This is a genomic window from Pseudomonas sp. HN2-3, assembly GCF_020691745.1.
Taxonomy (GTDB): Bacteria; Pseudomonadota; Gammaproteobacteria; order Pseudomonadales; family Pseudomonadaceae; genus Aquipseudomonas; species Aquipseudomonas capeferrum.
This window is the reverse complement of the sequence record NZ_CP085704.1, coordinates 5108839-5129474: the sequence shown is the minus strand read 5'-3', so window position 1 is coordinate 5129474 and position 20636 is coordinate 5108839. Positions and strand designations below refer to the sequence as shown.

Genomic DNA, 20636 nt, shown 5'->3' with positions numbered 1-20636 from the left:
TTTATGACTGATTTAGACAAGCAGAAGCTAGGTAAGACCCTTTGGACCATCGCCGATCAACTGCGCGGTGCGATGAATGCGGACGACTTCCGCGATTACATGTTGGCATTTCTTTTCCTACGCTATCTGTCAGACAACTTTGAAGTCGCCGCTAAGAAGGAGCTTGGGGCAGATTACCCACAGAAGATTGATGGGGCTGCTTTCACACCGTTACAACGGTGGTACGAAGGCAATCGGGACGATGTACCCGAGTTTGAGAAACAGATGCGCCGCAAGGTGCATTACGTGATCGAACCCCAGTACCTGTGGGGCAACATTGCCGAGATGGCGCGCACGCAGAATCCGGAACTACTCAGCATTTTGCAGTCCGGCTTCAAGTACATTGAGGAGGAGTCCTTCGATAGCACCTTCCGGGGCTTGTTCTCGGAGATCAACCTAGCCTCTGACAAGCTGGGTAAAACTTACTCCGAGCGTAATGCTCGCCTATGCAAGATTATCGCTGAAATCGCCAAGGGTCTGGGGCAGTTCTCCACCGATAGCGACACCTTGGGCGATGCCTATGAATACCTCATAGGCCAGTTTGCAGCTGGCTCGGGCAAGAAGGCTGGTGAGTTCTATACGCCACAGCCCATTTCAAGCATTTTGTCGGCCATCGTCACGCTGGACGGTCAAGAACCTGCCACGGGCAAGCGCTCACATCTCGACAGTGTCCTCGACTTTGCGTGCGGCTCGGGCTCGCTGCTACTCAACGTGCGTCGTCTCATGGGGTCACACGGAATTGGTAAGATTCACGGCCAGGAAAAGAATATCACTACCTACAACTTGGCGCGGATGAACATGCTGCTCCATGGTGTGAAGGATTCAGAGTTCGAGATCTTCCATGGTGACACCCTGCTCAATGAGTGGGATATGCTGCGCGAGACCAACCCAGCTAAGGTGCCGAAGTTCGACGCCGTTGTGGCCAATCCTCCCTTCAGCTACCGCTGGGAGCCGAATGAAGCGCTGGGTGAGGACAACCGTTTTAAGAACTATGGTCTGGCGCCAAAGTCAGCGGCAGACTTTGCGTTCCTGATTCATGGCTTCCACTTTTTGAAGCAAGACGGAGTGATGGCAATCATCCTTCCCCACGGTGTACTATTCCGTGGCGGCGCTGAGGCGCGTATTCGCACAAAATTGCTTAATGAAGGGCACATCGATACGGTCATAGGTCTACCAGGCAATCTGTTCTTCTCCACCAGTATTCCCGTATGCATTTTGGTACTGAAGAAGTGCAAGAAGCCTGACGATGTATTGTTTATCAACGCCTCCGAGCACTTCGAGAGAGGCAAACGGCAGAATCAGCTTCTTCCCGAGCATATCGATAAGATCGTCGAGACGTATAAATTCCGCACGGAAGAGCCTCGCTACTCTCGTCGGGTAAGTATGGACGAAATCGAGAAGAACGATTTTAACCTCAACATCTCGCGGTATGTAAGCACGGCGGAAGCTGACGAGGCGATTGACCTAAGAGTGATCCATGAAGAGCTGCAGTCCATAGATCGCCGCATTAAAATGGCAACGGAGAAACACAACGAGTATCTGAGCGCTTTGGGTTTACCTCCACTGCCTTAGCCTGATAATCCGTGTGGCGAAGCGAGCAAATGCCTTGAGGTTAGGTTAAGGGTTATGTGATTAAGAGCTCTCACGAAGCCTGCTTAAGCGGGCATTGAGGAGTTGAACAGCGCTCATGCCATGCGATTTGGATGGTATGAGGTCTGATCATGACGACGACCGAATGCTTAACACGCGTTGAAGCTGCGCTAAAGCAACAATTTCCGTTCAGTCCTTAATCGCTTCCATATCAATAGAGCAGTGAGCCGATAATAGTAACGGGTGGTGTCGGAATGATCCCTTAGCTGCCTGGTTAGAAACCAGCGCAAATGCTTGAGCTGCCAAGTCCAGGGATTGTCTCGCCGCCACCTTTGTTGAATGGCCGCCTGCATGATCCTGGCCTGCCGTAAGTGTCGTTGCTGCGTGGCCTGTGAGCCACTCAGGACGCCGCTTAAAAACAGCGCCATATCGAAGGGTTTGGTCATGCCCAACCTCCTACGTATGCAGAAATCACATCGATGCGGTTATGCCCAAGCTCAATGCTGATCTTTTGACGTGCCTGTAGATCAAGCTCACGGTCGATGCGATAGCCATGGCAACCGTTCACCGGTGCCGCGCGGCCGGTGAGCTGCCAATAACGTTCGCAGGCGTAGGCCGCGCGCAGCTCGTGGAAGCCTTTCAGCCCGTGTTTATGCAGTATTTCGCGGGCGGGAAGCACTGTCCGCTGTATGAACACGTCGTAGCTTTCGTCTCGGGCCAGCAAATTGCGGCTACCGGTCGGCGACGCATCACGAGCAACATGCAGTGCCGACTGCACGGCTGAATTGGCCAGAACCCATCGCGGCGCTGAAGCGCCTGAGCGGCCTCCTTTGGTGCCGTCCTGGATGTTAATGCGACCCAATTTATCGGCTTCTCGATTCAAGCGCGGCAGGTCCGCCAGGACTGCTTCCCGCAGACGCATACCGGTTGTTCGGGCCAACATGATAATGGCGGCAACCCGGTCGTGCTGTTGTTCACCGAGTGCCTGAAGCACGCGTCGCAACTGTTGGTGGTCTTGGCCATCCGGCGCACGGGTGCGTACATTGGCGCGCTGCTGCCCCAACGCCTGGCTCGGGCTGATGATCTTCACGTCCTGATCACCGCGAAGCGCCGCGAGGGTGCGGTTAACGCTGCTCAGGCGGTTTTGCGCGGTGGCGATGCACAGTTCGCCTTGCTGGATTTGCTGGCGCAGGTAAGTGGCGTAGTCAATTAGTGTTTGTCGATCAATCTGCCGAGCATCGTTGTAACCAGGGCCGTCCTCTGACCGGCACCAGCGAACGAAGGCTTGCCAGCGATCGCTATGCGCTTTAACCGTGGCGAAGTGGCCGCCGGCAAACAGATCTTCCAGTGCCTGCCGGCCGGCGTAGTTCAGTTGGCGACCGTAGCCAAAGTTGCGACCGTCACGCCGACCGATCAGCGCCATTGTCTTCGCCTTGATCGTTAGTTTGTAGGAGCAGCAGCAGGGCTTTCCAGTGGGGGCCGATGCTGTCCAACTGTCCCCAGTTTGCTGGGCGGATGAGAAGGGCGTTTTCGCTGTGTTGCAGCAAAGCCCCTTCTTCTTGCAACTGCTCGATGAGCTGAATGAGGTCGATGGGCTCAGATGTTGTACTGGCGACAGCGGCGACACTGGCGACAACCCCCACCGCATCTCGCTTGGTAGGTTGCGACAAAGTGGTGAGACTGGCGGCGACACGCTGTAATTGGGTGGGCGAGCGATGTTGCGCCCGATAGCGGCGCACGGCGTCATTGAGGCGGAACATGGCGCACCTCGAATATGTCTCCGGCATTGTTTAGCCAGTTATGGGTAACCAACTGCAGCAATAACTCGAAGGTGTGCCGCGTGCTTTTACGGGCAAAGCGAGGGCCGTTTCGCGTGAGATCCCGGAGGCGAAACGGTGGCCAGTTCTTCTTTATCAACCAGCGCAGCAGGCAATCGGCCTCTGCGCGAAGCTTATTCAATGGTTCCTGTTCGGTCAGTCGCTGGTTCTCGGCCAGGTAGTAGTCCATCAGCGTAGAGGCGCGTTGAATATGCACGTCTTCCAAGACAGCTGATTCCTCAACCACCGCCATCACACCAGCCATGCGTAGAACGTTCGCGGCGGCTTTGCCTGCAGCAGCTTGCACGTTGACCAACTCGCCGAATTCCCCGGACTCGCATTCAATGGTGTCATGAATGGCAATCCAGGCCTCACGGGCGCGGGGGCTCAACTCCAGGGCCGCAGGGTTGAGGCCACCATCTTTGTGGCGTGACCAAGGCTTCTGCATGAGCGCGGCAATGCGCTGCTGGTACAGGTGCACCTTTGGATCTCGGGTCAGGTCGATGGCTTTGTACAGCCGTTGTCCAACCAGACGTTCCGGCCAACTGATCAGGCAGCGCCCCAGGATGCCTTGGTCCTTGATATCGGCGTCTTGAAGCAAGCGGTCGGCCAGGCGGGGTTGCAGCATCAAGTGCATGCTGAGGCGGCGGTCATAGGCACGCAGACTTTCCCCAGCCATCGCGCGCGACCGATCAATTGGGCTACCGTCCCACAGCGTCGATAAGTGAGTGATCGCCTTGATCATGTTGTCCTTGCTCATGGTGCTGCCACCTAAAAACTGGCCGCCTTCATCGCTGAACAGCCCCATGGCGGGTAAGCCGTGGCACAGGCTTTTGACCAGGCCCTCAATGGTCGGCTCAGCACTGAGGAGTCTCGGTTGGACGGGTTCAGGTTGTGCGTCCAGCGCTAGCTGTGCTGACTTTTTCGAGGTTGGCGACTTCGGGGTGAGGCTCATCGCTGCTCGGTGCGCCTTGAGTTGTTCGCCGTAAGCGATCCACTGCTGTCTCTCCCAGTCGCGTACGGCCTGCAGCGCAATATGGTCCACCGCGCTTTTGCGATCACCCGAGCAAGCCACCGTCAGCAAGTACAGCGACAACGGATAGATACGGCCGTCGAGGTGAACATTGGCGTGCGCCTGGCTCGCCAAAGCTGCCGTGGCCAGAACAGATTGCACGGCCATGGCGCAGGGCACGCCGATCACATCGGCCATGCGTTCCACGGCAGGCCCCAACAGATCGCCCAGCGCCGCGACCGGGTAGGGTAGGGGCGTTATCTGCTGTTCCAACAAGGGGCGTGGTGGCCCTTGTACTTCGCGCAGTTGCATAGCCGTTCTCCATAAATTACCGATCTCTCCCTCACGTCATCCCGCCAAGAATGCTGAGTGTTATCAGGGATCAAGGCCCCTGCGGCCTGTGAGGGTGTCCACTGACGCGGGACTGGCGGCTCCTTACGACCAGGAGCAAGGGCATCTCATGATCTGGCCTCCTGAGCACCGTTACCGGTGGGCGGGTGGAGGCTGCATTGGCTGACGAGACCAGTGCCGCGAGATCCTGAGCCAGGTGCAAGCAGCACTGCGACGACCGGGGCATGCCTGACTGTCAGTCAGGTGCAGTCCATTCCCTGGTCTGCGGCACCATCATCTACAGCGCTGTTGCTGGTGAGATCGGCGTTTGTCACGCCGATTGTCACGAGGGGAATTGCCGCAAAGCCATGTGCGATGAGGGCTGCAGCAGTGGTAGGAGCGCCCGTCTCTTTTCTGGAAAAAGAGACGGGCGCACGGTTGGCGCAAAACGTTCGCCGAGCAGGTTCGTTGCTGCAGGGCTAAAGGGTTAGCGGACAGCCGCACTAGGCGGATTGTTTAGAGGGCGTCCATCATTCTGGCGAATGACCGTGCGAGCCTCCGGGCGCGAATCGCACTTTAGGGTGAGCCACCGGGTTAGCGGCATGACCTTGAAGGCTCTGGTCATCTGGGGTGCTGCCTAAGGCAGCGCTTTGAGCCTTCGTTCTATCGGTCACCGCGGCACGGGTCAATTGGTGAAGGGCACATGGAAATGCGCCAGATTCATCCTCTGGCGTGCTTTGGAAATTGGTGGCTGTCAGTGGCTAAGTGGCCGTTTGTCGCTTTTCTAGTGTTAGCCCGTGAGCATGGGGATGCGAAGCCTCCCCGTGCTCACGGGCTTAGCCGGAGAAGCCAAAATCGAGGCGAGTTGGCGACTGTCGCCATCCGCTCAGACGGCAAGGATGTAGATGGCACGCGGTCTGCCGCCAGTGTCGCCGTTGTCGCCGCCCTATCGGATGGGTACTACGTTTCGATCCCTAGCCACATTCATCGCGCTGGCTGAGAGATTGCCCGTCGACGCCTTTAGAATGTACTCGCTCCACCAAGCCATCATCGGCCGCCGTCGCTCGATGTAGTCGGCTCTGTTGTAGGCACTGCGCACCTCATCCTTGTCGACGTGCGCCAGCGCCACTTCGATGAGCTCCGGGTCCCACCCATGTTCATTCAATATGGTGCTGGCCATCGAGCGCATGCCGTGGCTCACCAAGCGGTCCTGGAAGCCCATGCGTTTCAACGCCATGTTGGCGGTCTGGCTATTGGCATGAGTACGAGGGTTTCGGTCTGCCGGGAAGACGTATTCTCGATGACCACTGTGGGACTTCAGTATCTCCAGCAATGACATGGCTTGATCGCTCAACGGGATGCTGTGCGGTCGGCGCTTCTTCATCCGCTCAGGCGGGATGGTCCAGACACGCCTTTCAAAATCGATGTCTGCCCACCGAGTAGTCGCCGCCTCGGCTGGGCGGGTCATGGTGTGTAACTGCCATTCGATCAGGCAGCGGGTCGTGCGCTTGATACTGGCGTTCGCTATTTCCAGCATGAGTTCAGGGAGCTCCTCGGGTGGTAGCGCCGCCATGTTTTCTTTCTTCGGTTTCTTGAACACCGCCCGAATCCCGCTGAGCGGGTTCGCGAAGATCATTCCCGAATTTACCCCGTAGGTCATGATCTCGTTGAGGCGCTGGCTAAGCCGCTTCACCGTTTCCAAGCTGCCTTTGGCTTCGATAGGGCGAAGGATCTTGATCACCATCGGTGCACTGACTTCCGAGATTGGAGTCGATTTCATGCTCGGAAAAACGTGCAGCGTGAGTGAACGCCAGATGTCCTCAGCATAGGCCGGCGTGACCGAGTCCTTTTTCAGCTCGAACCAGGCCCTAGCTACTTTCTCGAACGTATGTTCCGTCTCGGCTAGCTTGGCCTGCGCGAGATCATTGCGCTGAGCTTTGGGGTCGATCCCCTGCGCAAGTACTTCCCTAGCATCAACCGCTTTCCGCCGAGCTTGCGCCAGAGAGACCTCAGGGTAGGAGCCGAGCGCCATGTTGATTCGATTTTTGGTGACCGGATGCCTGTAGTTGAAATTCCACTGCATCGAGCGGTTGACCCGGACTCGGAGCTGGAGGCCGTCGCCATCCGTGAGGACGTAGTCCTTGTCTTTGGGCTTGACCGCCTTGAGCTGGCGGTCGGAGAGGCGAGCTGTTTGAGCGCACATGGGAGAAGCCCCCTGACACCTTTTGGTATTCCCAAGATTAGCCCCAGGTAGGCTGGAATACCACCGGGAATACCGTGATGGCTGGAACTCAAAAAACCGTTGTGGCCCTCAAAAGAGCAGTAAACCCTTGATCTCACTGGATTACAGGCACAAAAAAAGACGTCCGTGGACGTCTTTGTTTGATCATTTGGTGGAGCCGGGGGGATTTGAACCCCCGTCCGCCAGTACTCCGCTGTCGGTACTACATGCTTAGCCGTGTCTACTGATTTAATCCGCAGCCGCCCGACGGGCAGGGTGCTTTGGATGAGTTGGGTAAGTTTTAGTCGCTTTGCCCCCAACGTGCTACACGACGATCCTGTTCTGTATGACAATCATTTCGGGTTTACAGGCATCCCCTGATGATTGCTGGAGCCGAAGCTACCAGGAGAGCGGGCTCAGCTGCTTACGCAGCGAGAGCGTAACCCTCGTAGTTTTCGTCATTGGCAACTATAGAAAGTTGCAACAGTGGATTTACGAGTTCTGTTACCAACTCGGCATGCACCTAGAGTTTCGCTACCGGCGTCGAATCCTAATCGGCCCCACACTCAGCTCTAGCTGACCGTACCTTTCGGCACGTGGGCTGAGTATACGCGCTTAAGCGGGCGGCGTCGACAGCAGGTTCCGCCGCCCGCTTCAGGCTCAGGCACCGCCGCCGCCGGCCGAGCCGCTGCCTTTCTCGGTTTTTTCCAGGCGTTCCAGGACTTTGCTGGTAATGGCAATGCATTCCTTGGTGTCGCCCGAGGCCTGTGCGGCTTTGGCTTTGTCGACGTGCTCGGTGAGGGCTTTGTCCAGGCCCTCGGAGGTGGCGCCGGCGGTGGCCATGCTGTCGTCGATTTTCTGCAGGTTGGCGGTGCAGAGGTCGTCTGCGGCGAACACTGGCGAGGCCAGGAGGGTAGCGGCCGCGAAGAGGGCCGAAAGCGCGGTACCTTTCATGGGTGACTCCTTCTGAGGCCTCTGGAAGGTGGGCCTGTAAGGTGGACTGCGCGGGTTTGGCGAGGGTTCAATCGGGATGGTGGCGGGGCGATATGATGGGATGGCTAGGCGTGATTGCGTCGCTTTGGGCGGCGGGGCTGTAGGGGAAATCGGAACTTGAAACCAAATGCTTCAGGTGGGATTGGTTTAGGAATTATCCTACCGACCCAGCAGCCGTTTCTCTGTTGTCGATGATGAGCGCAGGGGCTAGTTTCCCTGGGTCGCCATGGTTTGGCGATCGGGTGTGAGAGCCCGCTCCATTCAAGAGATTTACCGTCATGGTAGCTGTGCGCGGGCAGGCCTTGTGCCTGGCCGGTTTCCTCCTGTTTGGCCGGTCTCTCACCCCGCGTACAGCTGCCACCCATTCCTGTGAGAGGGAATGGGCGGAGCGTTATGCACACAAACGGGAGAGAGATTTATGAAGAAGATTGTTCCTGACCCACCCAGCCAAACGTCTTCACGTTCGTTCTACACCATCGACAACAAGGTGCCTTCACCTGAGGCGCTGTTGTACGCCATTCAGTTGATGCGCGGTATTGAAGACACCTTGGACGAATACATCTGCGGTAATGCCGGTGAGCCGGGGATCGGTATGCTGGTGAATTCGGTGCATAACGTGCAGATGAGCAGGGCGTTGGCTGAGTTGGTGCTGGCACGCGAGCCTTGAGGGCTTTGGGGGCCTAGTGCTTGTCATGGCATTTTTGGCGCCTGTGAGATCGAGCGCCGCCCGCGCGGCGCATCGCGACGCAAGGCCGCTCCTACATTTGTTTCGGGCCAGTTATTCCAGAGGCATTGGCGCGCGACCCCTTGGTGCTCGCCTCAATATCGCGTCGTACAAACAAGGCGGTCGCGCGCAAATGCCACAGACCTCACTGGCCCGAAACAAATGTAGGAGCGGCCTTGCGTCGCGATGCGCCGCGCGGGCGGCGCTCGATCTCATAGGCGCTGAACATGCATTGGCGAACACCTGTCAGCCATAACGCCATCTCATGCTTCAAATACTACGCGCCCGCGTCACCCGATCCACCAGGTAAACCAACCCGTGATAATCAATACCACTATGGCTGGACAACCCAATCTCACAGGTGCGGCTGGTAGAAATCCCTTCACTGCAATACTGCACCGCATCCTTCAAGCTCCGCAGCGAATGTGCATTGAGCTCCGGCGTGGTAAACCCCTTGTCCCCGGCAAACCCACAACAGTGAATCCCTTCCGGTATCACCACCTGCTTGCTGCACCGCCGCGCCAGGTCTATCAGCGCCTGGCTTTCCCCCAAATGCTGGGTGCTGCAGGTCACATGCACCGCCACCGGCTCTTCCTGCGGGGTGAACTCCAGCCTGTCCAACAGATGACTGCGAATGAAGCGCACTGGGTCGTACAGGTCCAGGCGGGTTTCCCCCAGGTCCTGCACCAGGCGCAAGGTACACGGGCTGGTGTCGCAGTAGATCGGGTCAAGCCCTCCGCGGCTGGCATGTAGCAGGGCGTTGATCAGCTCCTGGCGCTTGTGCTCAGCCTGCTCCGGGTACCCCTTGGACGCAAACGGCTGCCCACAGCACAGGCTGTCGGCGTTCTCCGGAAACACCACTTGGTAACCGGCCTTCTCCAGCAGCCCGCGGGTCTTGTCCAGCAATGAGCTCTGCTCCCGGTCCGCATAGGCCGGCCCCATCACGCGTGAAACGCAAGCCGCCAGGTACACCACCCGTGGCCGGGCATCATGGCTCGCCGGGCCAAAGTCGATGCTGCGCAGGGGCTGTGGCATGGCTGGGGTCCACTGCGGCAGCCGGCCTTTGCTGGCTTTGCTCAACGCTGTGCTCAAACGGCCCAGGCGCGGGGCGCCGAGCAGCTTGCGGGCGGTGTTGGCGGCGGTCAGGGTCAGGCGGGCACCGCTCAGTGCCGTATGGAAGTGGTCGGCCAGCCAGTCGGCGGCCTTGTCGTGCTCGGCGGCCTGGCTGCGCAGCTTCTTCACCAGCTCGCCGGTGTTGATGCCGACCGGGCAGCGCTGGGCGCACAGGCCGGTGGCGGCGCAGGTGTCGAGGCCTTGGTATTGGTAGGTCTTGAGTAGCGCTCGGGTATCGACGCCGGCGCGTTTCTTGGCCTGGATATCACGCCACATGACGATGCGCTGGCGCGGGCTCAGGGTCAGCCCCTTGGACGGGCACACCGGTTCGCAGAAGCCACACTCGATGCACTTGTCGACGATTTCATCGGCGGCCGGCAGCGGCTTGAGGTTTTTCAGGTGGATATCGCGGTCTTCGCTCAGCACCACATCGGGGTTGAGGATGCCATTGGGGTCGAGCAGGCGCTTCAGCGCCCACATCAACTGGTAAGCGTCATGGCCCCACTCCAACTCTACGAACGGCGCCATGTTGCGGCCGGTGCCGTGCTCGGCCTTCAGCGAGCCACCGAACTCCACGGCCACCAGCTGGGCCACGTCGTCCATGAAGGCTTGGTAACGCTTCACTTCCTCGGCGCTGTTGAAGCCTTGGGTGAAGACGAAGTGCAGGTTGCCCTCCAGGGCATGGCCGAAAATGATCGCTTCGTCGTAGTGGTGCTTGTCGAACAGCTGGATCAGGCGGTTCACGCCCTCGGCCAGTTGCTCGATGGGGAAGGTCACGTCTTCGATGATCACCGTGGTGCCGGTCTGGCGCACGGCGCCGACGGCGGGGAAGGTGTCTTTGCGGATTTTCCACAGCTGGTTGTACACCGCTGGGTCTTCGCTGAACTCGACTTTCTGTTCCAGCGGAAACTCGGCAATCGATGCCATCACCTGCTGCAGTTGCTCATGCAGCAGCGTCTGGCTGGCCGCGCGGGACTCGATCAGCAGCGCGCAGGCATTGTCTGACAGGCCTTTTACCCACAGCGGCATGCCGGGCATGTTCTGCACCGAACGCAGGCTGCGCCGGTCGAGCAGCTCCACGGCAGACACCGGCTGGCGCTTGAGCAGGGTGACCGCGCGGCAGCAGCTTTCGACGCTGGGGAAGACCAGCAAGGCGCTGGCTTTGTGCGGGTGGTCGGGCACGGTGTCGTAGGTGACGGCGCTGATGAAGCCCAGCGTGCCTTCAGACCCGACCAGCAGGTGCTGCAGGATGTCGAGCGGCTGGTCGTAGTCCACCAGGGCATTGAGGGACAGCCCGGTAGTGTTCTTCAGCCGGTACTTGTGGCGGATGCGGTCGGCGAGTTCGGTGTTGGCGCGGGTTTCACGGCCCAGGCGCGCCAGTGCTTCGAGCAGGTCGGCGTGGCTGTGCTCGAAGGCGCTGACGCTGGCCGGGTCTTCGCTGTCCAGGCGGGTGCCGTCGGCCAGCACCAGGCGCAGGCCGGCCAGGGTGTGGTAGGTGTTTTGCGCGGTGCCGCAGCACATGCCGCTGGCGTTGTTGGCGACGATGCCGCCGATCTTGCAGGCGTTGATTGAGGCGGGGTCCGGGCCGATCTTGCGCCCGAACGGTGCCAGCCAGGCGTTGGCCTGGGCGCCGATCACGCCGGGCTGCAGGCGGATCTGCTCGCCCTGGCCGCGGATTTCGCGGCCGTTCCAGTTGTCGCCGAGCACAATCAGCACCGAGTCGCTGATGGCCTGCCCAGACAAGCTGGTGCCGGCCGCGCGGAAGGTCACCGGCACGCGCTCGCGCTGGGCCAGTTGCAGCAGGCCGACCACTTCGTCCTCGGACTCGACGCGCACCACCAGCTTGGGGATCAGCCGATAAAAGCTGGCATCGGTGCCAAAGGCCAGGGTGGAGGTGGGGTCGTCGAAACGGCGTTCGGCGGGTATCAGGCGCTCGGCATCACGCAGGAACGCGGCGGGCAGGCTCATGCAATCTCCTCGCGGGGCCGCGGCGTCTGGTGCGCCGCATGCCCCGGTCAATCAGGCGGTGTTTCGTGCAGGCGTTCAGGCGCCCAGTTCGCGGACTAGCGAGTCGCGGGTGATCTCGCTGATCGACTTGGCGCCGGTGAGCACCATGGCCACGCGCATTTCCTTCTCGAACAGTTCGAGCAGGTTTTTCACCCCGGCCTCGCCATGCACGGCCAGCGCCCAGAGGAAGGCGCGGCCAATCAGCACGGTGTCGGCGCCCATGGCGATCATGCGCACCACGTCGAGGCCGCTGCGGATGCCGGAATCGGCGAGAATCTTCAGCTCGCCCTTGACCGCATCGGCAATCGCCGGCAGGGCGCGGGCGCTGGACAGCACGCCGTCGAGCTGGCGGCCGCCATGGTTGGACACGACGATGCCGTCGGCGCCGAACTTGACCGCGTCACGGGCGTCGTCGGCATCGAGGATGCCCTTGATGATCATCGGGCCCTCCCAGAAGTCGCGGATCCACTCCAGGTCTTTCCAGGAGATCGACGGGTCGAAGTTGTTGCCCAGCCAGCCGATGTAGTCGGCAAGGCCGGTGGGGTTACCACGGTATTTGGAGATGTTGCCGAGGTCGTGCGGGCGGCCCATCACGCCGACGTCCCAGGCCCACTCGGGGTGGGTCATGGCTTGCAGTACGCGGCGCATCGGGCCGTTACGGCCGCTCATGCCGGAGTGGGCGTCGCGGTAGCGGGCGCCGGGCACGGGCATGTCGACGGTGAACACCAAGGTCTTGACCCCGGCCGCCTTGGCCCGCTCCAGCGCATTGCGCATGAAGCCGCGGTCCTTGAGCACATACAACTGGAACCACATCGGCCGGTTGATGGCCGGGGCCACTTCTTCGATCGGGCACACCGACACGGTGGACATGGTGAACGGGATGCCATGGGCTGCTGCGGCGCGTGCCGCCTGCACTTCGCCACGGCGGGCGTACATGCCGGTCAGGCCGACCGGGGCCAGGGCCACGGGCATGCTCAGGGTTTCGTCGAACAGCTGGGTTTCCAGGCTGAGCTCGGACATGTTCTTCAACACGCGCTGGCGCAGGGCGATGCTGGCCAGGTCCGAGACGTTGTGGCGCAGCGTGTGCTCGGCGTAGGCGCCGCCGTCGGCGTAGTGGAAGAGGAAGGGGGGCAGCTTGCGTTGGGCCGCGGCGCGATAGTCGGTAGAGGCGGAAATGATCATGGATTCTCGCAGCGTTGCTTGAGGGGAACGCCGGGCGCGCCTTGGCGCCCGGCCCCTTTCACTTTAGTGATGAACCAGCATGCCGGTCAGCCAGTAAGCCTGGACCAAGGTGATCAGGCCCACGATGGTGGCGAAGAACAGGCTGTGCTTGACGGTGAAGCGGAACAGGTCGGACTCCTTGCCCACCAGGCCGGTGGCGGCGCAGGCCACGGCAATGGATTGTGGCGAGATCATCTTGCCGGTCACGCCGCCGCTGGTGTTGGCGGCCACCAGCAGGGTGTCGTTGACCCCGATCTGGTGCGCGGTGGTGGCTTGCAGCGAGCTGAACAGGGCATTGGACGAGGTGTCCGAGCCGGTCAGGAACACGCCCAGCCAGCCGAGGAACGGCGAGAAGAACGGGAACGCGGCGCCGGTGCCAGCCAATACCAGGGCCATGGTCGAGGACATGCCCGAGTAGTTGGTGACGAAGGCGAAGGCCAGCACCATACCAATCGACAGGATCGGCCAGCGCAGCTCCCAGAACGTCTCTTTGAAAGTGGTAAGACCAGTTTTGAAGTTGATCTTCAGCACCGCCATGGAGATCAGCGCCGAGAGGAAGATCGCGGTGCCGGTGGCGGAGATCGGGTCGAGCTTGAACACCGCTGGCATGGCGGTCGGCGCGGCAACGATCGGCGCGGTCTTGATCACCAGCTGGTCAAGGTGCGGGATGGCGAAGTTGAACACGAAGTTGTACATCGCACCGCCCGGCGCGAACGCGGCCTTGAACGGTTTCAAGGTCCAGATGGTGACCAGCACGGTGAGGATCAGGAACGGCGACCAGGCCTTGAAGATCTCGCCGAAGCTGTACGGGCTCGGCTGGCTGCCGCTTGATTGCACGACCGCGGCGCCGACGCTGCCCTTGGCTTGCGCGAACGAGCGCTTGGGCTGCCAGACTTTCAGGAACAGGGTCAGGCAGATCAGGCTGGCCAGGGCCGAGGTGATGTCGGGCAGCTCTGGGCCGATGAAGTTCGAGGTGAAGTACTGGGTCACTGCAAAGCTCAGGCCGGCGACCAGGGCTGCAGGCCAGGTCTCCTTCACGCCGCGCACGCCGTCCATCATGAACACCAGCCAGAACGGCACGAACAGCGACAGCAGCGGCAGCTGGCGGCCGGTCATGGCGCCGATGTGGAAGGCGTCGATGCCCGTCACCTGGCCGGCGACGATGATCGGGATGCCCAGCGCGCCGAAGGCGACCGGTGCGGTGTTGGCGATCAGGCACAGGCCGGCGGCGTACAGCGGGTTGAAGCCCAGGCCCACCAGCAAGGCGGCCGTGATGGCCACCGGTGCGCCGAAGCCGGCCGCGCCTTCCAGGAAGGCACCGAAGCAGAAGCCGATCAGCAGCACTTGCAGGCGCTGGTCGTCGGTGATCGACAGCACCGAGCTGCGGATGACTTCGAACTGGCCGCTCTTGACCGTGAGTTTGTACAGGAACACCGCGGCAACGATGATCCAGGCAATCGGCCAGAGGCCGTAGAGGAAGCCGTAACCCGCGGCGGCCAAGGCCATGTCGACAGGCATCTGGAAGGCGAAGATCGCCACCAGGATCGACAACCCGAGGGTGATGCTGCCGGCCACGTGGCCTTTGAGGCGGAACACGGCCAGGGCAAGGAAGAAGAACACGATAGGGATGACCGCCGCCAGTGCGGACAGGCCGAGACTACCAAGCGGGCTATAGAGTTGTTGCCAGGTTTGCATATGGGGTGGCCCCTAATTGTTGTTGGTCAGCACTGGCATTGGATAATTGGTAAGACCAATTTACAATGTCTGGGCGCTAGGTTAAAAGCGCTGTCGTGGGTGTGTCAATTTGTCCGACACAAAACTTTCGTCGCGTGCCGATGAGCGGGCGTCTGATGAGCTTGGAAAAACACCGGGTGATGGGTGTGTGTGCAGCGCGGATCGGCGAGAATAGGCGCCCCCCTGATATTTGCCGGGGGTTTGTGGAGAGCATGTGATGGTTTTTGATCAGGTCCGCCAACGGCGCCTGTCCGACGACATCGTCGATCGGTTGGAAGGGATGATTCTCGAAGGCACGCTGACCTCGGGCCAGCGGCTGCCGGCCGAGCGCGTTCTGGCCGAGCAGTTCGGTGTGTCGCGCCCGTCACTGCGTGAGGCCATCCAGAAACTTGTGGCCAAGGGGCTGCTGATCAGCCGCCAGGGCGGTGGCAATTACGTCGCCGAGTCACTGGGCTCGACGTTCAGCGACCCGCTGTTGCAGTTGCTGGAGCACAGCCCCGAGGCGCAGCGCGACCTGCTTGAGTTTCGCCATACCTTGGAGGCGTCCTGCGCGTATTACGCGGCCCAGCGCGCCACCGAGCCGGACCGTGCCCGGCTCAAGGCAGCCTTCGACACGCTGCAGGACTGCTATACCCGGGTTGACCAAGTGACGCGGGCAGAGGAGGGCGCAGCGGATGCGCGCTTTCACCTGGCGATTGCCGAGGCCAGCCATAACGCGGTCTTGCTGCATACCATCCGCGGCTTGTTCGACCTGCTCAAGCGCAACGTGGTGACCAACATCGGCGGCATGTACCAACAGCGGACCGAAACCCGGGACATGCTGATCAGTCAGCACCGGGAGCTGTACCTGGCGATTGTCGAGGGCAGGGCGGAGGAGGCGCGGGAGGTTTCCAGCCGGCACATTCTGTATGTGCAGGAGGTGCTGGAAGAGGCGCACGAAGAGGCGCAGCGCGTGGCGCGGGCAGAGCGACGCAGCGGACGCTGAGGTCTGCGTTTGCAGTACCGGCCTCTTCGCGGGGCAAGCCCGCTCCCACACGTAACCCACCGAATTTGAAGGCAGTGGGTTAACTGTGGGAACGGGCTTGCCCCGCGAAGAGGCCCGCACAGGCTAAAGAAGAGCTAGTCTTCCTTGCCCTTGTTCCGCACGGCACGCTGCAGCTCGCGGTTGGAATCGCGTTCGCGCACGGTGTCGCGCTTGTCGAATTCCTTCTTGCCCTTGCCAAGCGCGATCTCGCACTTGATCAGGTGCTTGCTCCAGTACAGCGCCAAGGCCACACAGGTGTAGCCCTTCTGCGCCACCGCCGCTTCCACACGCTCCAGCTCGCGCTTGTTCAGCAGCAGCTTGCGCGAGCGGATGGGGTCGGCGATGACGTGGGTGCTGGCCGTGGTCAGTGGGGTGATGTGGCTGCCGAACAGCCAGGCTTCGCCATCCTTGAGCAGCACGTAGCTGTCGGTCAGGTGCGCCTTGCCGGCCCGCAGGCTCTTTACTTCCCAACCGGACAGGACCAGCCCGGCCTCGAACTTGTGTTCGATGAAGTAATCGTGTCGCGCTTTCTTGTTTTGCGCGATGGTCCCGGTCGGATGTTTCTTTTGTTTAGCCATAGGGGCGGCATTATAGGCAACTCGATGCGTCGTCGGCTATGGGATTTCGGTGTGCTTGAGCCACCGCAATGAATACCGGACAATACAGGCCCTGTCGTAGGTACAGAACCTGTTTTCGGCACGCTGCGAAGCGCCGCCACCCAGCCTTGGAAGTGACGCCTGGATGACTACCCATATTCAACGCTCCGCCCTGCTGCCGTATCCCGCCCAGGCGCTCTATGATCTGGTCAATGACGTGGCCAGCTACCCGCAGTTCCTGCCGTGGTGCTCTGCCGCTACCGTGATCGAGGCCAGCGACACGCACATGCGGGCCAAGCTCGAAGTGGCCAAGGGCGGCATGAGCCAGCATTTCGTCACGCGCAATGTGCTGGTCCCGGGCCAATCCATCGAAATGAACCTGGAGGAGGGGCCGTTCTCCCAGCTGCATGGTGTGTGGGTGTTCAAGCCGTTGGGCGAGAAGGCCTGCAAAATCAGCCTGGACCTGTCCTTCGACTATGCCGGCCCCTTGGTGCGCGCCACATTGGGGCCGCTGTTCAATCAGGCTGCCAACACCCTGGTCGATGCCTTCTGCCAGCGTGCCAAGCAGCTGAATAGCTGAGTGCTGGCCGCAAACGAAAAAGCCCGGGCCTAGGCCCGGGCTTTTTAATGCCACCCGCGTTTATTGCGGGGAGGTTTCCAGCGGTGCTGGCGTCGGGACCGGCGTGGCCTCGATGGTGTCGATTTCGCGCTGGATGGACTCTTCCACCGAACCCGGCTTGGCCGGTTTCTCTTCAGGCTGAGGCGTAGCCTGCTCTGGCTGAGCCGCAGGGCTGACAGTGGTGTCGCTGCTGCCACCGAGGATTTCCTGGTCGCGGCTCACCCCTGGCATGAAGTCGCCCGACAGGCTGACCAGTTGGTCGCCCTCGTTGAAGAAAATGCTCATGCGCTCTTGCTGGCGTTTTCCGCCACCAGGTTGCAGGCTGTACAGGTAGTCCCAACGGTTGGTGTTGAACGTATCCTGAATCAGGGGGTTGCCCATGATAAACCTTACTTGCCGTCGGGTCATTCCCGGGCGTAATTGGTCTATCATGTCCTGCGTGACGACATTGCCCTGCTGGATGTCGATTTTGTAAACCCCGGGAAACGAGCAACCGGCGAGTGCGAGCAGTCCCACTAGGGTGAGGCTGGTTAGCAAGAGCTTGGTGTTTTGCATCGGTGGGCGACTTCCACTATCTTGGCTGGACAACGTAAACCCCGATCATACCCGTATTAAGAGAAGCTGCGAAGCAGCATCGGCGAGAAAGCTGACCATGGTTGAAAATAGCGAATTACGCAAAGCCGGTCTCAAGGTTACCCTGCCTCGAGTAAAGATCCTTCAGATGCTCGACTCTACCGAGCAGCGTCACATGAGTGCCGAGGATGTGTACAAGGCCTTGATGGAAGCTGGTGAGGACGTTGGCCTGGCCACCGTCTACCGCGTGCTGACCCAGTTCGAAGCGGCGGGTCTGGTGGTTCGCCACAACTTCGACGGCGGCCACGCAGTCTTCGAGCTGGCGGATGGCGGTCACCACGACCACATGGTCAACGTGGAAACCAGCGAAGTCATCGAGTTCATGGACGCTGAAATCGAGAAGCGTCAGCGCGAGATCGTGGCCGAGCATGGCTTCGAGCTGGTGGACCACAATCTGGTCCTGTACGTGCGTAAGAAAAAGTAACGATTTCGATCGTTATAAATAGCAAAGGCGACCTTCGGGTCGCCTTTGTGCTTTGTGCTGCAGGAAAATGCTGGGGGCACGGCTCACGCCTTGCCGCTGACCACCATCTTGCGCGCATGCGCCAGGGATTCCTTGGTGAGGTCGATGCCGCCGAGCATGCGCGCCACTTCCTCGACCCGTTCGCGTTTGCCCAGGCTGGCCACCGCCGTGTGGGTGGTGTCGCTGTGGCGCACCTTGTGCACGAACAGGTGGTGGTGCCCTTGCGCCGCAACCTGCGGCAAGTGGGTCACGGTCAGTACCTGGCCGCGCTCACCCAGCCGGCGCAGCAGTTGGCCGACGATTTCGGCGGTGGGGCCGCCGATGCCGACGTCCACTTCGTCGAAGACCAGGGTAGGGATGCGTGAGGTCTGCGCGGTAATCACCTGGATGGCCAGGCTGATGCGTGACAGCTCACCGCCCGAGGCCACTTTCGCCAGGCCTTTGAGCGGTTGCCCCGGGTTGGCGCTTACCAGCAGTTCGATCTGCTCCAGGCCGTGGGGCGACAGGTCGTTGCCCTCGTTAGGGATCAGTTCGATGCAGAAGCGCCCGCCCGGCATTCCCAGGCGCTGGACCTCCAGTTCCACAGCCACCGCCAGTTGCTGGGCGGCCTGCTGGCGCAAGGCGCTCAGTTCGCGCGCCCGTTCCTTGTAATGCTGGGCATAGGCCGCCAGTTCTTCGCCCAGGCGCTCGATCGACTCGTCGCTGGCGTTCAGGCCTTCCAGCTCTTCCATCAACCGTTGCTGCAGGTGGGGCAGTTCGGTGGGGTGCACGCGGTGCTTGCGGGCCAGGGTATAGATAGTGTCGAGGCGTTCTTCCAGGGCCTGCAGGCGCATTGGGTCGGCGTCGAAGTGATCGAGGAAGCGGTTGAGCTCGCCCACGGCTTCTTCGACCTGAATCTGCGCACTGGCGATCAGGTTGGCGGCCTCGCCCAAGGCCTTCGGTGAGTTGCTGGCGGCGCCCAGCCGGTTGAGGCTGGCGGTGAGGGCGCTGAGCACATTGCCCGAGTCGCTCTCGCTGCACTGGTCGATGACCTGGCGGCAGATGCCGAACAGGGCCTCGGCATTGGTCAGGTTCTTGTGTTCCTGCTCCAGCTGCTCCAGCTCGTTTTCGCCCAGGCCGAGGTTGTCCAGCTCTTCCAACTGATAGCTGAGCAGTTGGTGGCGGGCGCGCTGCTCGTCACCTGAATTGGACAGGCGCTCCAGCTCCAGGCGGGTCTGGTTCCAGCGTTTGGCAGCCAGTTGCACCTGGCGGGCCAGGTCGATGGCGCCGGCGTACTCGTCCAGCAGGCGCCGATGGGTGTCGGTCTTGAGCAGCGACTGGTGCTCGTGCTGGCTGTGGATGTCGATCAACAGCTCGCCGAGCGACTTCAAGTCGCCCAGCGGGCAGGGCGTGCCATTGATGTAGCCGCGGCTGCGGCCTTCGGCGGTGATCACCCGGCGCAGGATGCACGGGCCGTCGTTGTCCAGGTCGCGCTCGGCAAGCCAGGTGCGCGCTTCGGGGATATCTGCCAGGTCGAAGGTGGCGAGGATGTCTGCCTTGTCTGCGCCGGGGCGCACCACGCCGCTGTCCGCACGGTCGCCGAGGGCCAGGCCGAGGGCGTCGAGCATGATCGATTTGCCTGCGCCGGTCTCGCCGGTGATGACGGACATGCCGCGGGCAAGTTCGAGGTCAAGGTGCTCGACGATGGCGTAGTTGTGAATAGACAGGTGCAGCAGCATGGGGGCGGCTCCCGAAGGGTCAGGTCTGGTTATTTATACAGTACTTTTTTCTACCCTGACAATGCCCGCTCGCACATTCTCATCCGCCCGGGAAAACCATGTTGCCCCTTGAAGCTGGTTTTTCCGGCCCCATATAGCCGACAACAAAGGCGAGCCTGGCTCGCAATCCAGAAATCTGCGCAGGAGAGACCCAATGGCTGACGAACAGCTGAATGAGAAAGACCTTAACGTCGAAGAGACTGGTGCAGCAGATGTCGGCGCCCGTGTTCTGGAGCTCGAGGAACAGCTGGCCGCCGCCAAGGATCAGTCGCTGCGCGCCGTTGCCGACTTGCAGAACGTGCGCCGTCGCGCCGAGCAGGATGTCGAGAAGGCGCACAAGTTCGCCCTGGAAAAATTCGCTGGCGACCTGTTGCCGGTGATCGACAGCCTGGAGCGCGGCCTGGAACTGTCCAATGCCGACGACGAAAGCATCAAGCCGATGCGTGAAGGCATCGAGCTGACCCTGAAGATGTTCCACGACACCCTCAAGCGCTACAACCTCGAGGCTGTCGACCCGCACGGCGAACCGTTCAATGCCGAGCACCACCAGGCCATGGCCATGGAAGAAAGCGCCGAGGTCGAGCCTAACAGCGTGCTCAAGGTGTTCCAGAAGGGCTACCTGCTCAACGGCCGCCTGCTGCGCCCCGCCATGGTGGTGGTCAGCAAGGCGCCGAGCGCCGCTCAGCCTTCGATCAATGAAAAGGCTTGAAATCTGTCGGGGCAACCCCATCTAGGTGTCAAGC

18 protein-coding genes and 1 other RNA gene are annotated in these 20636 nt (G+C 60.9%); 6 read left to right on the top strand and 13 right to left on the bottom strand.

Annotation, left to right across the window (positions count from 1 at the left end; all coding sequences use genetic code 11):
• Positions 1-3: 3 nt before the first annotated feature.
• Positions 4-1611: a type I restriction-modification system subunit M gene (locus LJX93_RS23280; protein ID WP_227696451.1), complete on the top strand. Its 1608-nt coding sequence runs from the start codon at positions 4-6 to the stop codon at positions 1609-1611.
• Between the two features lie 188 nt (positions 1612-1799).
• On the opposite strand, the gene LJX93_RS23275 is transcribed toward LJX93_RS23280, so the two are convergent.
• The 7 genes from LJX93_RS23275 to LJX93_RS23245 form a co-directional block, all read right to left on the bottom strand.
• Positions 1800-2075, bottom strand: coding sequence for a hypothetical protein (locus LJX93_RS23275; protein ID WP_227696450.1), 276 nt, complete (start codon positions 2073-2075; stop codon positions 1800-1802).
• Positions 2072-3052, bottom strand: a complete 981-nt coding sequence (locus LJX93_RS23270) for an integrase domain-containing protein (RefSeq protein ID WP_227696449.1) — start codon at positions 3050-3052, stop codon at positions 2072-2074. The genes LJX93_RS23275 and LJX93_RS23270 overlap by 4 nt, the downstream gene beginning before the upstream one ends.
• Positions 3030-3389, bottom strand: coding sequence for a hypothetical protein (locus LJX93_RS23265; protein ID WP_227696448.1), 360 nt, complete (start codon positions 3387-3389; stop codon positions 3030-3032). The genes LJX93_RS23270 and LJX93_RS23265 overlap by 23 nt, the downstream gene beginning before the upstream one ends.
• Complete coding sequence (locus LJX93_RS23260; RefSeq protein ID WP_227696447.1) at positions 3373-4770, bottom strand: YfjI family protein; 1398 nt, start codon at positions 4768-4770, stop codon at positions 3373-3375. Before LJX93_RS23260 ends, LJX93_RS23265 begins: the two co-directional genes overlap by 17 nt.
• Before the next feature lie 964 nt (positions 4771-5734).
• Entirely contained in the window at positions 5735-6991 is a 1257-nt protein-coding gene (locus tag LJX93_RS23255; RefSeq protein ID WP_227696446.1) for an integrase domain-containing protein, read from the bottom strand.
• 188 nt (positions 6992-7179) lie between these two features.
• Positions 7180-7571, bottom strand: a transfer-messenger RNA (tmRNA) gene (ssrA, locus tag LJX93_RS23250).
• A gap of 98 nt (positions 7572-7669) precedes the next feature.
• Positions 7670-7963 carry a hypothetical protein gene (locus LJX93_RS23245; protein ID WP_227696445.1) on the bottom strand — a complete coding sequence of 98 codons (294 nt, stop codon included), beginning with the start codon at positions 7961-7963 and terminating at the stop codon, positions 7670-7672.
• A 457-nt stretch (positions 7964-8420) separates the two neighbouring features.
• On the opposite strand from LJX93_RS23245, the gene LJX93_RS23240 reads away from it, so the two are divergent.
• Positions 8421-8669, top strand: coding sequence for a hypothetical protein (locus LJX93_RS23240; RefSeq protein WP_047583937.1), 249 nt, complete (start codon positions 8421-8423; stop codon positions 8667-8669).
• Between the two features lie 327 nt (positions 8670-8996).
• Here LJX93_RS23240 and LJX93_RS23235 read toward each other — a convergent pair whose 3' ends face one another.
• The 3 genes from LJX93_RS23235 to LJX93_RS23225 all read right to left on the bottom strand — a co-directional run bounded on the left by LJX93_RS23235 (position 8997) and on the right by LJX93_RS23225 (position 14762).
• Entirely contained in the window at positions 8997-11807 is a 2811-nt protein-coding gene (locus LJX93_RS23235; protein ID WP_227696444.1) for an FAD-binding and (Fe-S)-binding domain-containing protein, read from the bottom strand.
• 75 nt (positions 11808-11882) lie between these two features.
• Positions 11883-13028, bottom strand: a complete 1146-nt coding sequence (gene lldD, locus LJX93_RS23230) for an FMN-dependent L-lactate dehydrogenase LldD (RefSeq protein ID WP_033701621.1) — start codon at positions 13026-13028, stop codon at positions 11883-11885.
• Between the two features lie 63 nt (positions 13029-13091).
• Positions 13092-14762 carry a lactate permease LctP family transporter gene (locus tag LJX93_RS23225; RefSeq protein WP_033701618.1) on the bottom strand — a complete coding sequence of 557 codons (1671 nt, stop codon included), beginning with the start codon at positions 14760-14762 and terminating at the stop codon, positions 13092-13094.
• A 256-nt stretch (positions 14763-15018) separates the two neighbouring features.
• Here LJX93_RS23225 and LJX93_RS23220 point away from each other — a divergent pair, with 256 nt between their 5' ends.
• A complete protein-coding gene (locus tag LJX93_RS23220; RefSeq protein ID WP_033701616.1) occupies positions 15019-15786 on the top strand; it encodes an FCD domain-containing protein in 768 nt (255 codons plus the stop codon).
• Positions 15787-15920: 134 nt separating this feature from the next.
• On the opposite strand, the gene smpB is transcribed toward LJX93_RS23220, so the two are convergent.
• Positions 15921-16403 carry an SsrA-binding protein SmpB gene (smpB, locus tag LJX93_RS23215; protein ID WP_012312633.1) on the bottom strand — a complete coding sequence of 161 codons (483 nt, stop codon included), beginning with the start codon at positions 16401-16403 and terminating at the stop codon, positions 15921-15923.
• Positions 16404-16566: 163 nt separating this feature from the next.
• Between smpB and LJX93_RS23210 the strand changes: the two genes are divergently transcribed.
• On the top strand, positions 16567-17001 hold the full coding sequence (locus tag LJX93_RS23210) for a type II toxin-antitoxin system RatA family toxin (RefSeq protein ID WP_033701615.1): 435 nt from the start codon (positions 16567-16569) through the stop codon (positions 16999-17001).
• A 60-nt stretch (positions 17002-17061) separates the two neighbouring features.
• On the opposite strand, the gene bamE is transcribed toward LJX93_RS23210, so the two are convergent.
• Positions 17062-17595 carry an outer membrane protein assembly factor BamE gene (gene bamE, locus LJX93_RS23205; RefSeq protein WP_033701613.1) on the bottom strand — a complete coding sequence of 178 codons (534 nt, stop codon included), beginning with the start codon at positions 17593-17595 and terminating at the stop codon, positions 17062-17064.
• Between the two features lie 97 nt (positions 17596-17692).
• Between bamE and fur the strand changes: the two genes are divergently transcribed.
• Positions 17693-18097 carry a ferric iron uptake transcriptional regulator gene (gene fur, locus LJX93_RS23200; protein WP_019470441.1) on the top strand — a complete coding sequence of 135 codons (405 nt, stop codon included), beginning with the start codon at positions 17693-17695 and terminating at the stop codon, positions 18095-18097.
• A gap of 83 nt (positions 18098-18180) precedes the next feature.
• On the opposite strand, the gene recN is transcribed toward fur, so the two are convergent.
• On the bottom strand, positions 18181-19854 hold the full coding sequence (gene recN, locus LJX93_RS23195) for a DNA repair protein RecN (RefSeq protein ID WP_033701611.1): 1674 nt from the start codon (positions 19852-19854) through the stop codon (positions 18181-18183).
• A 193-nt stretch (positions 19855-20047) separates the two neighbouring features.
• Here recN and grpE point away from each other — a divergent pair, with 193 nt between their 5' ends.
• Positions 20048-20602 (top strand): nucleotide exchange factor GrpE, encoded by a 555-nt coding sequence (gene grpE / locus LJX93_RS23190; protein WP_033701610.1) that lies wholly within the window; start codon positions 20048-20050, stop codon positions 20600-20602.
• Positions 20603-20636 lie beyond the last annotated feature (34 nt).

Excerpts from the sequence above, each read along its gene's own strand:
- smpB (WP_012312633.1), bottom strand. The coding sequence starts at position 16,403 with ATGGCTAAACAAAAGAAACATCCGACCGGGACCATCGCGCAAAACAAG.
- LJX93_RS23225 (WP_033701618.1), bottom strand. The coding sequence starts at position 14,762 with ATGCAAACCTGGCAACAACTCTATAGCCCGCTTGGTAGTCTCGGCCTG.
- LJX93_RS23245 (WP_227696445.1), bottom strand. The coding sequence starts at position 7,963 with ATGAAAGGTACCGCGCTTTCGGCCCTCTTCGCGGCCGCTACCCTCCTG.
- LJX93_RS23240 (WP_047583937.1), top strand. The coding sequence starts at position 8,421 with ATGAAGAAGATTGTTCCTGACCCACCCAGCCAAACGTCTTCACGTTCG.
- LJX93_RS23275 (WP_227696450.1), bottom strand. The coding sequence starts at position 2,075 with ATGACCAAACCCTTCGATATGGCGCTGTTTTTAAGCGGCGTCCTGAGT.
- fur (WP_019470441.1), top strand. The coding sequence starts at position 17,693 with ATGGTTGAAAATAGCGAATTACGCAAAGCCGGTCTCAAGGTTACCCTG.
- LJX93_RS23255 (WP_227696446.1), bottom strand. The coding sequence starts at position 6,991 with ATGTGCGCTCAAACAGCTCGCCTCTCCGACCGCCAGCTCAAGGCGGTC.
- grpE (WP_033701610.1), top strand. The coding sequence starts at position 20,048 with ATGGCTGACGAACAGCTGAATGAGAAAGACCTTAACGTCGAAGAGACT.
- recN (WP_033701611.1), bottom strand. The coding sequence starts at position 19,854 with ATGCTGCTGCACCTGTCTATTCACAACTACGCCATCGTCGAGCACCTT.
- bamE (WP_033701613.1), bottom strand. The coding sequence starts at position 17,595 with ATGCAAAACACCAAGCTCTTGCTAACCAGCCTCACCCTAGTGGGACTG.
- LJX93_RS23260 (WP_227696447.1), bottom strand. The coding sequence starts at position 4,770 with ATGCAACTGCGCGAAGTACAAGGGCCACCACGCCCCTTGTTGGAACAG.
- LJX93_RS23210 (WP_033701615.1), top strand. The coding sequence starts at position 16,567 with ATGACTACCCATATTCAACGCTCCGCCCTGCTGCCGTATCCCGCCCAG.
- LJX93_RS23220 (WP_033701616.1), top strand. The coding sequence starts at position 15,019 with ATGGTTTTTGATCAGGTCCGCCAACGGCGCCTGTCCGACGACATCGTC.
- lldD (WP_033701621.1), bottom strand. The coding sequence starts at position 13,028 with ATGATCATTTCCGCCTCTACCGACTATCGCGCCGCGGCCCAACGCAAG.
- LJX93_RS23270 (WP_227696449.1), bottom strand. The coding sequence starts at position 3,052 with ATGGCGCTGATCGGTCGGCGTGACGGTCGCAACTTTGGCTACGGTCGC.
- LJX93_RS23265 (WP_227696448.1), bottom strand. The coding sequence starts at position 3,389 with ATGTTCCGCCTCAATGACGCCGTGCGCCGCTATCGGGCGCAACATCGC.
- LJX93_RS23280 (WP_227696451.1), top strand. The coding sequence starts at position 4 with ATGACTGATTTAGACAAGCAGAAGCTAGGTAAGACCCTTTGGACCATC.
- LJX93_RS23235 (WP_227696444.1), bottom strand. The coding sequence starts at position 11,807 with ATGAGCCTGCCCGCCGCGTTCCTGCGTGATGCCGAGCGCCTGATACCC.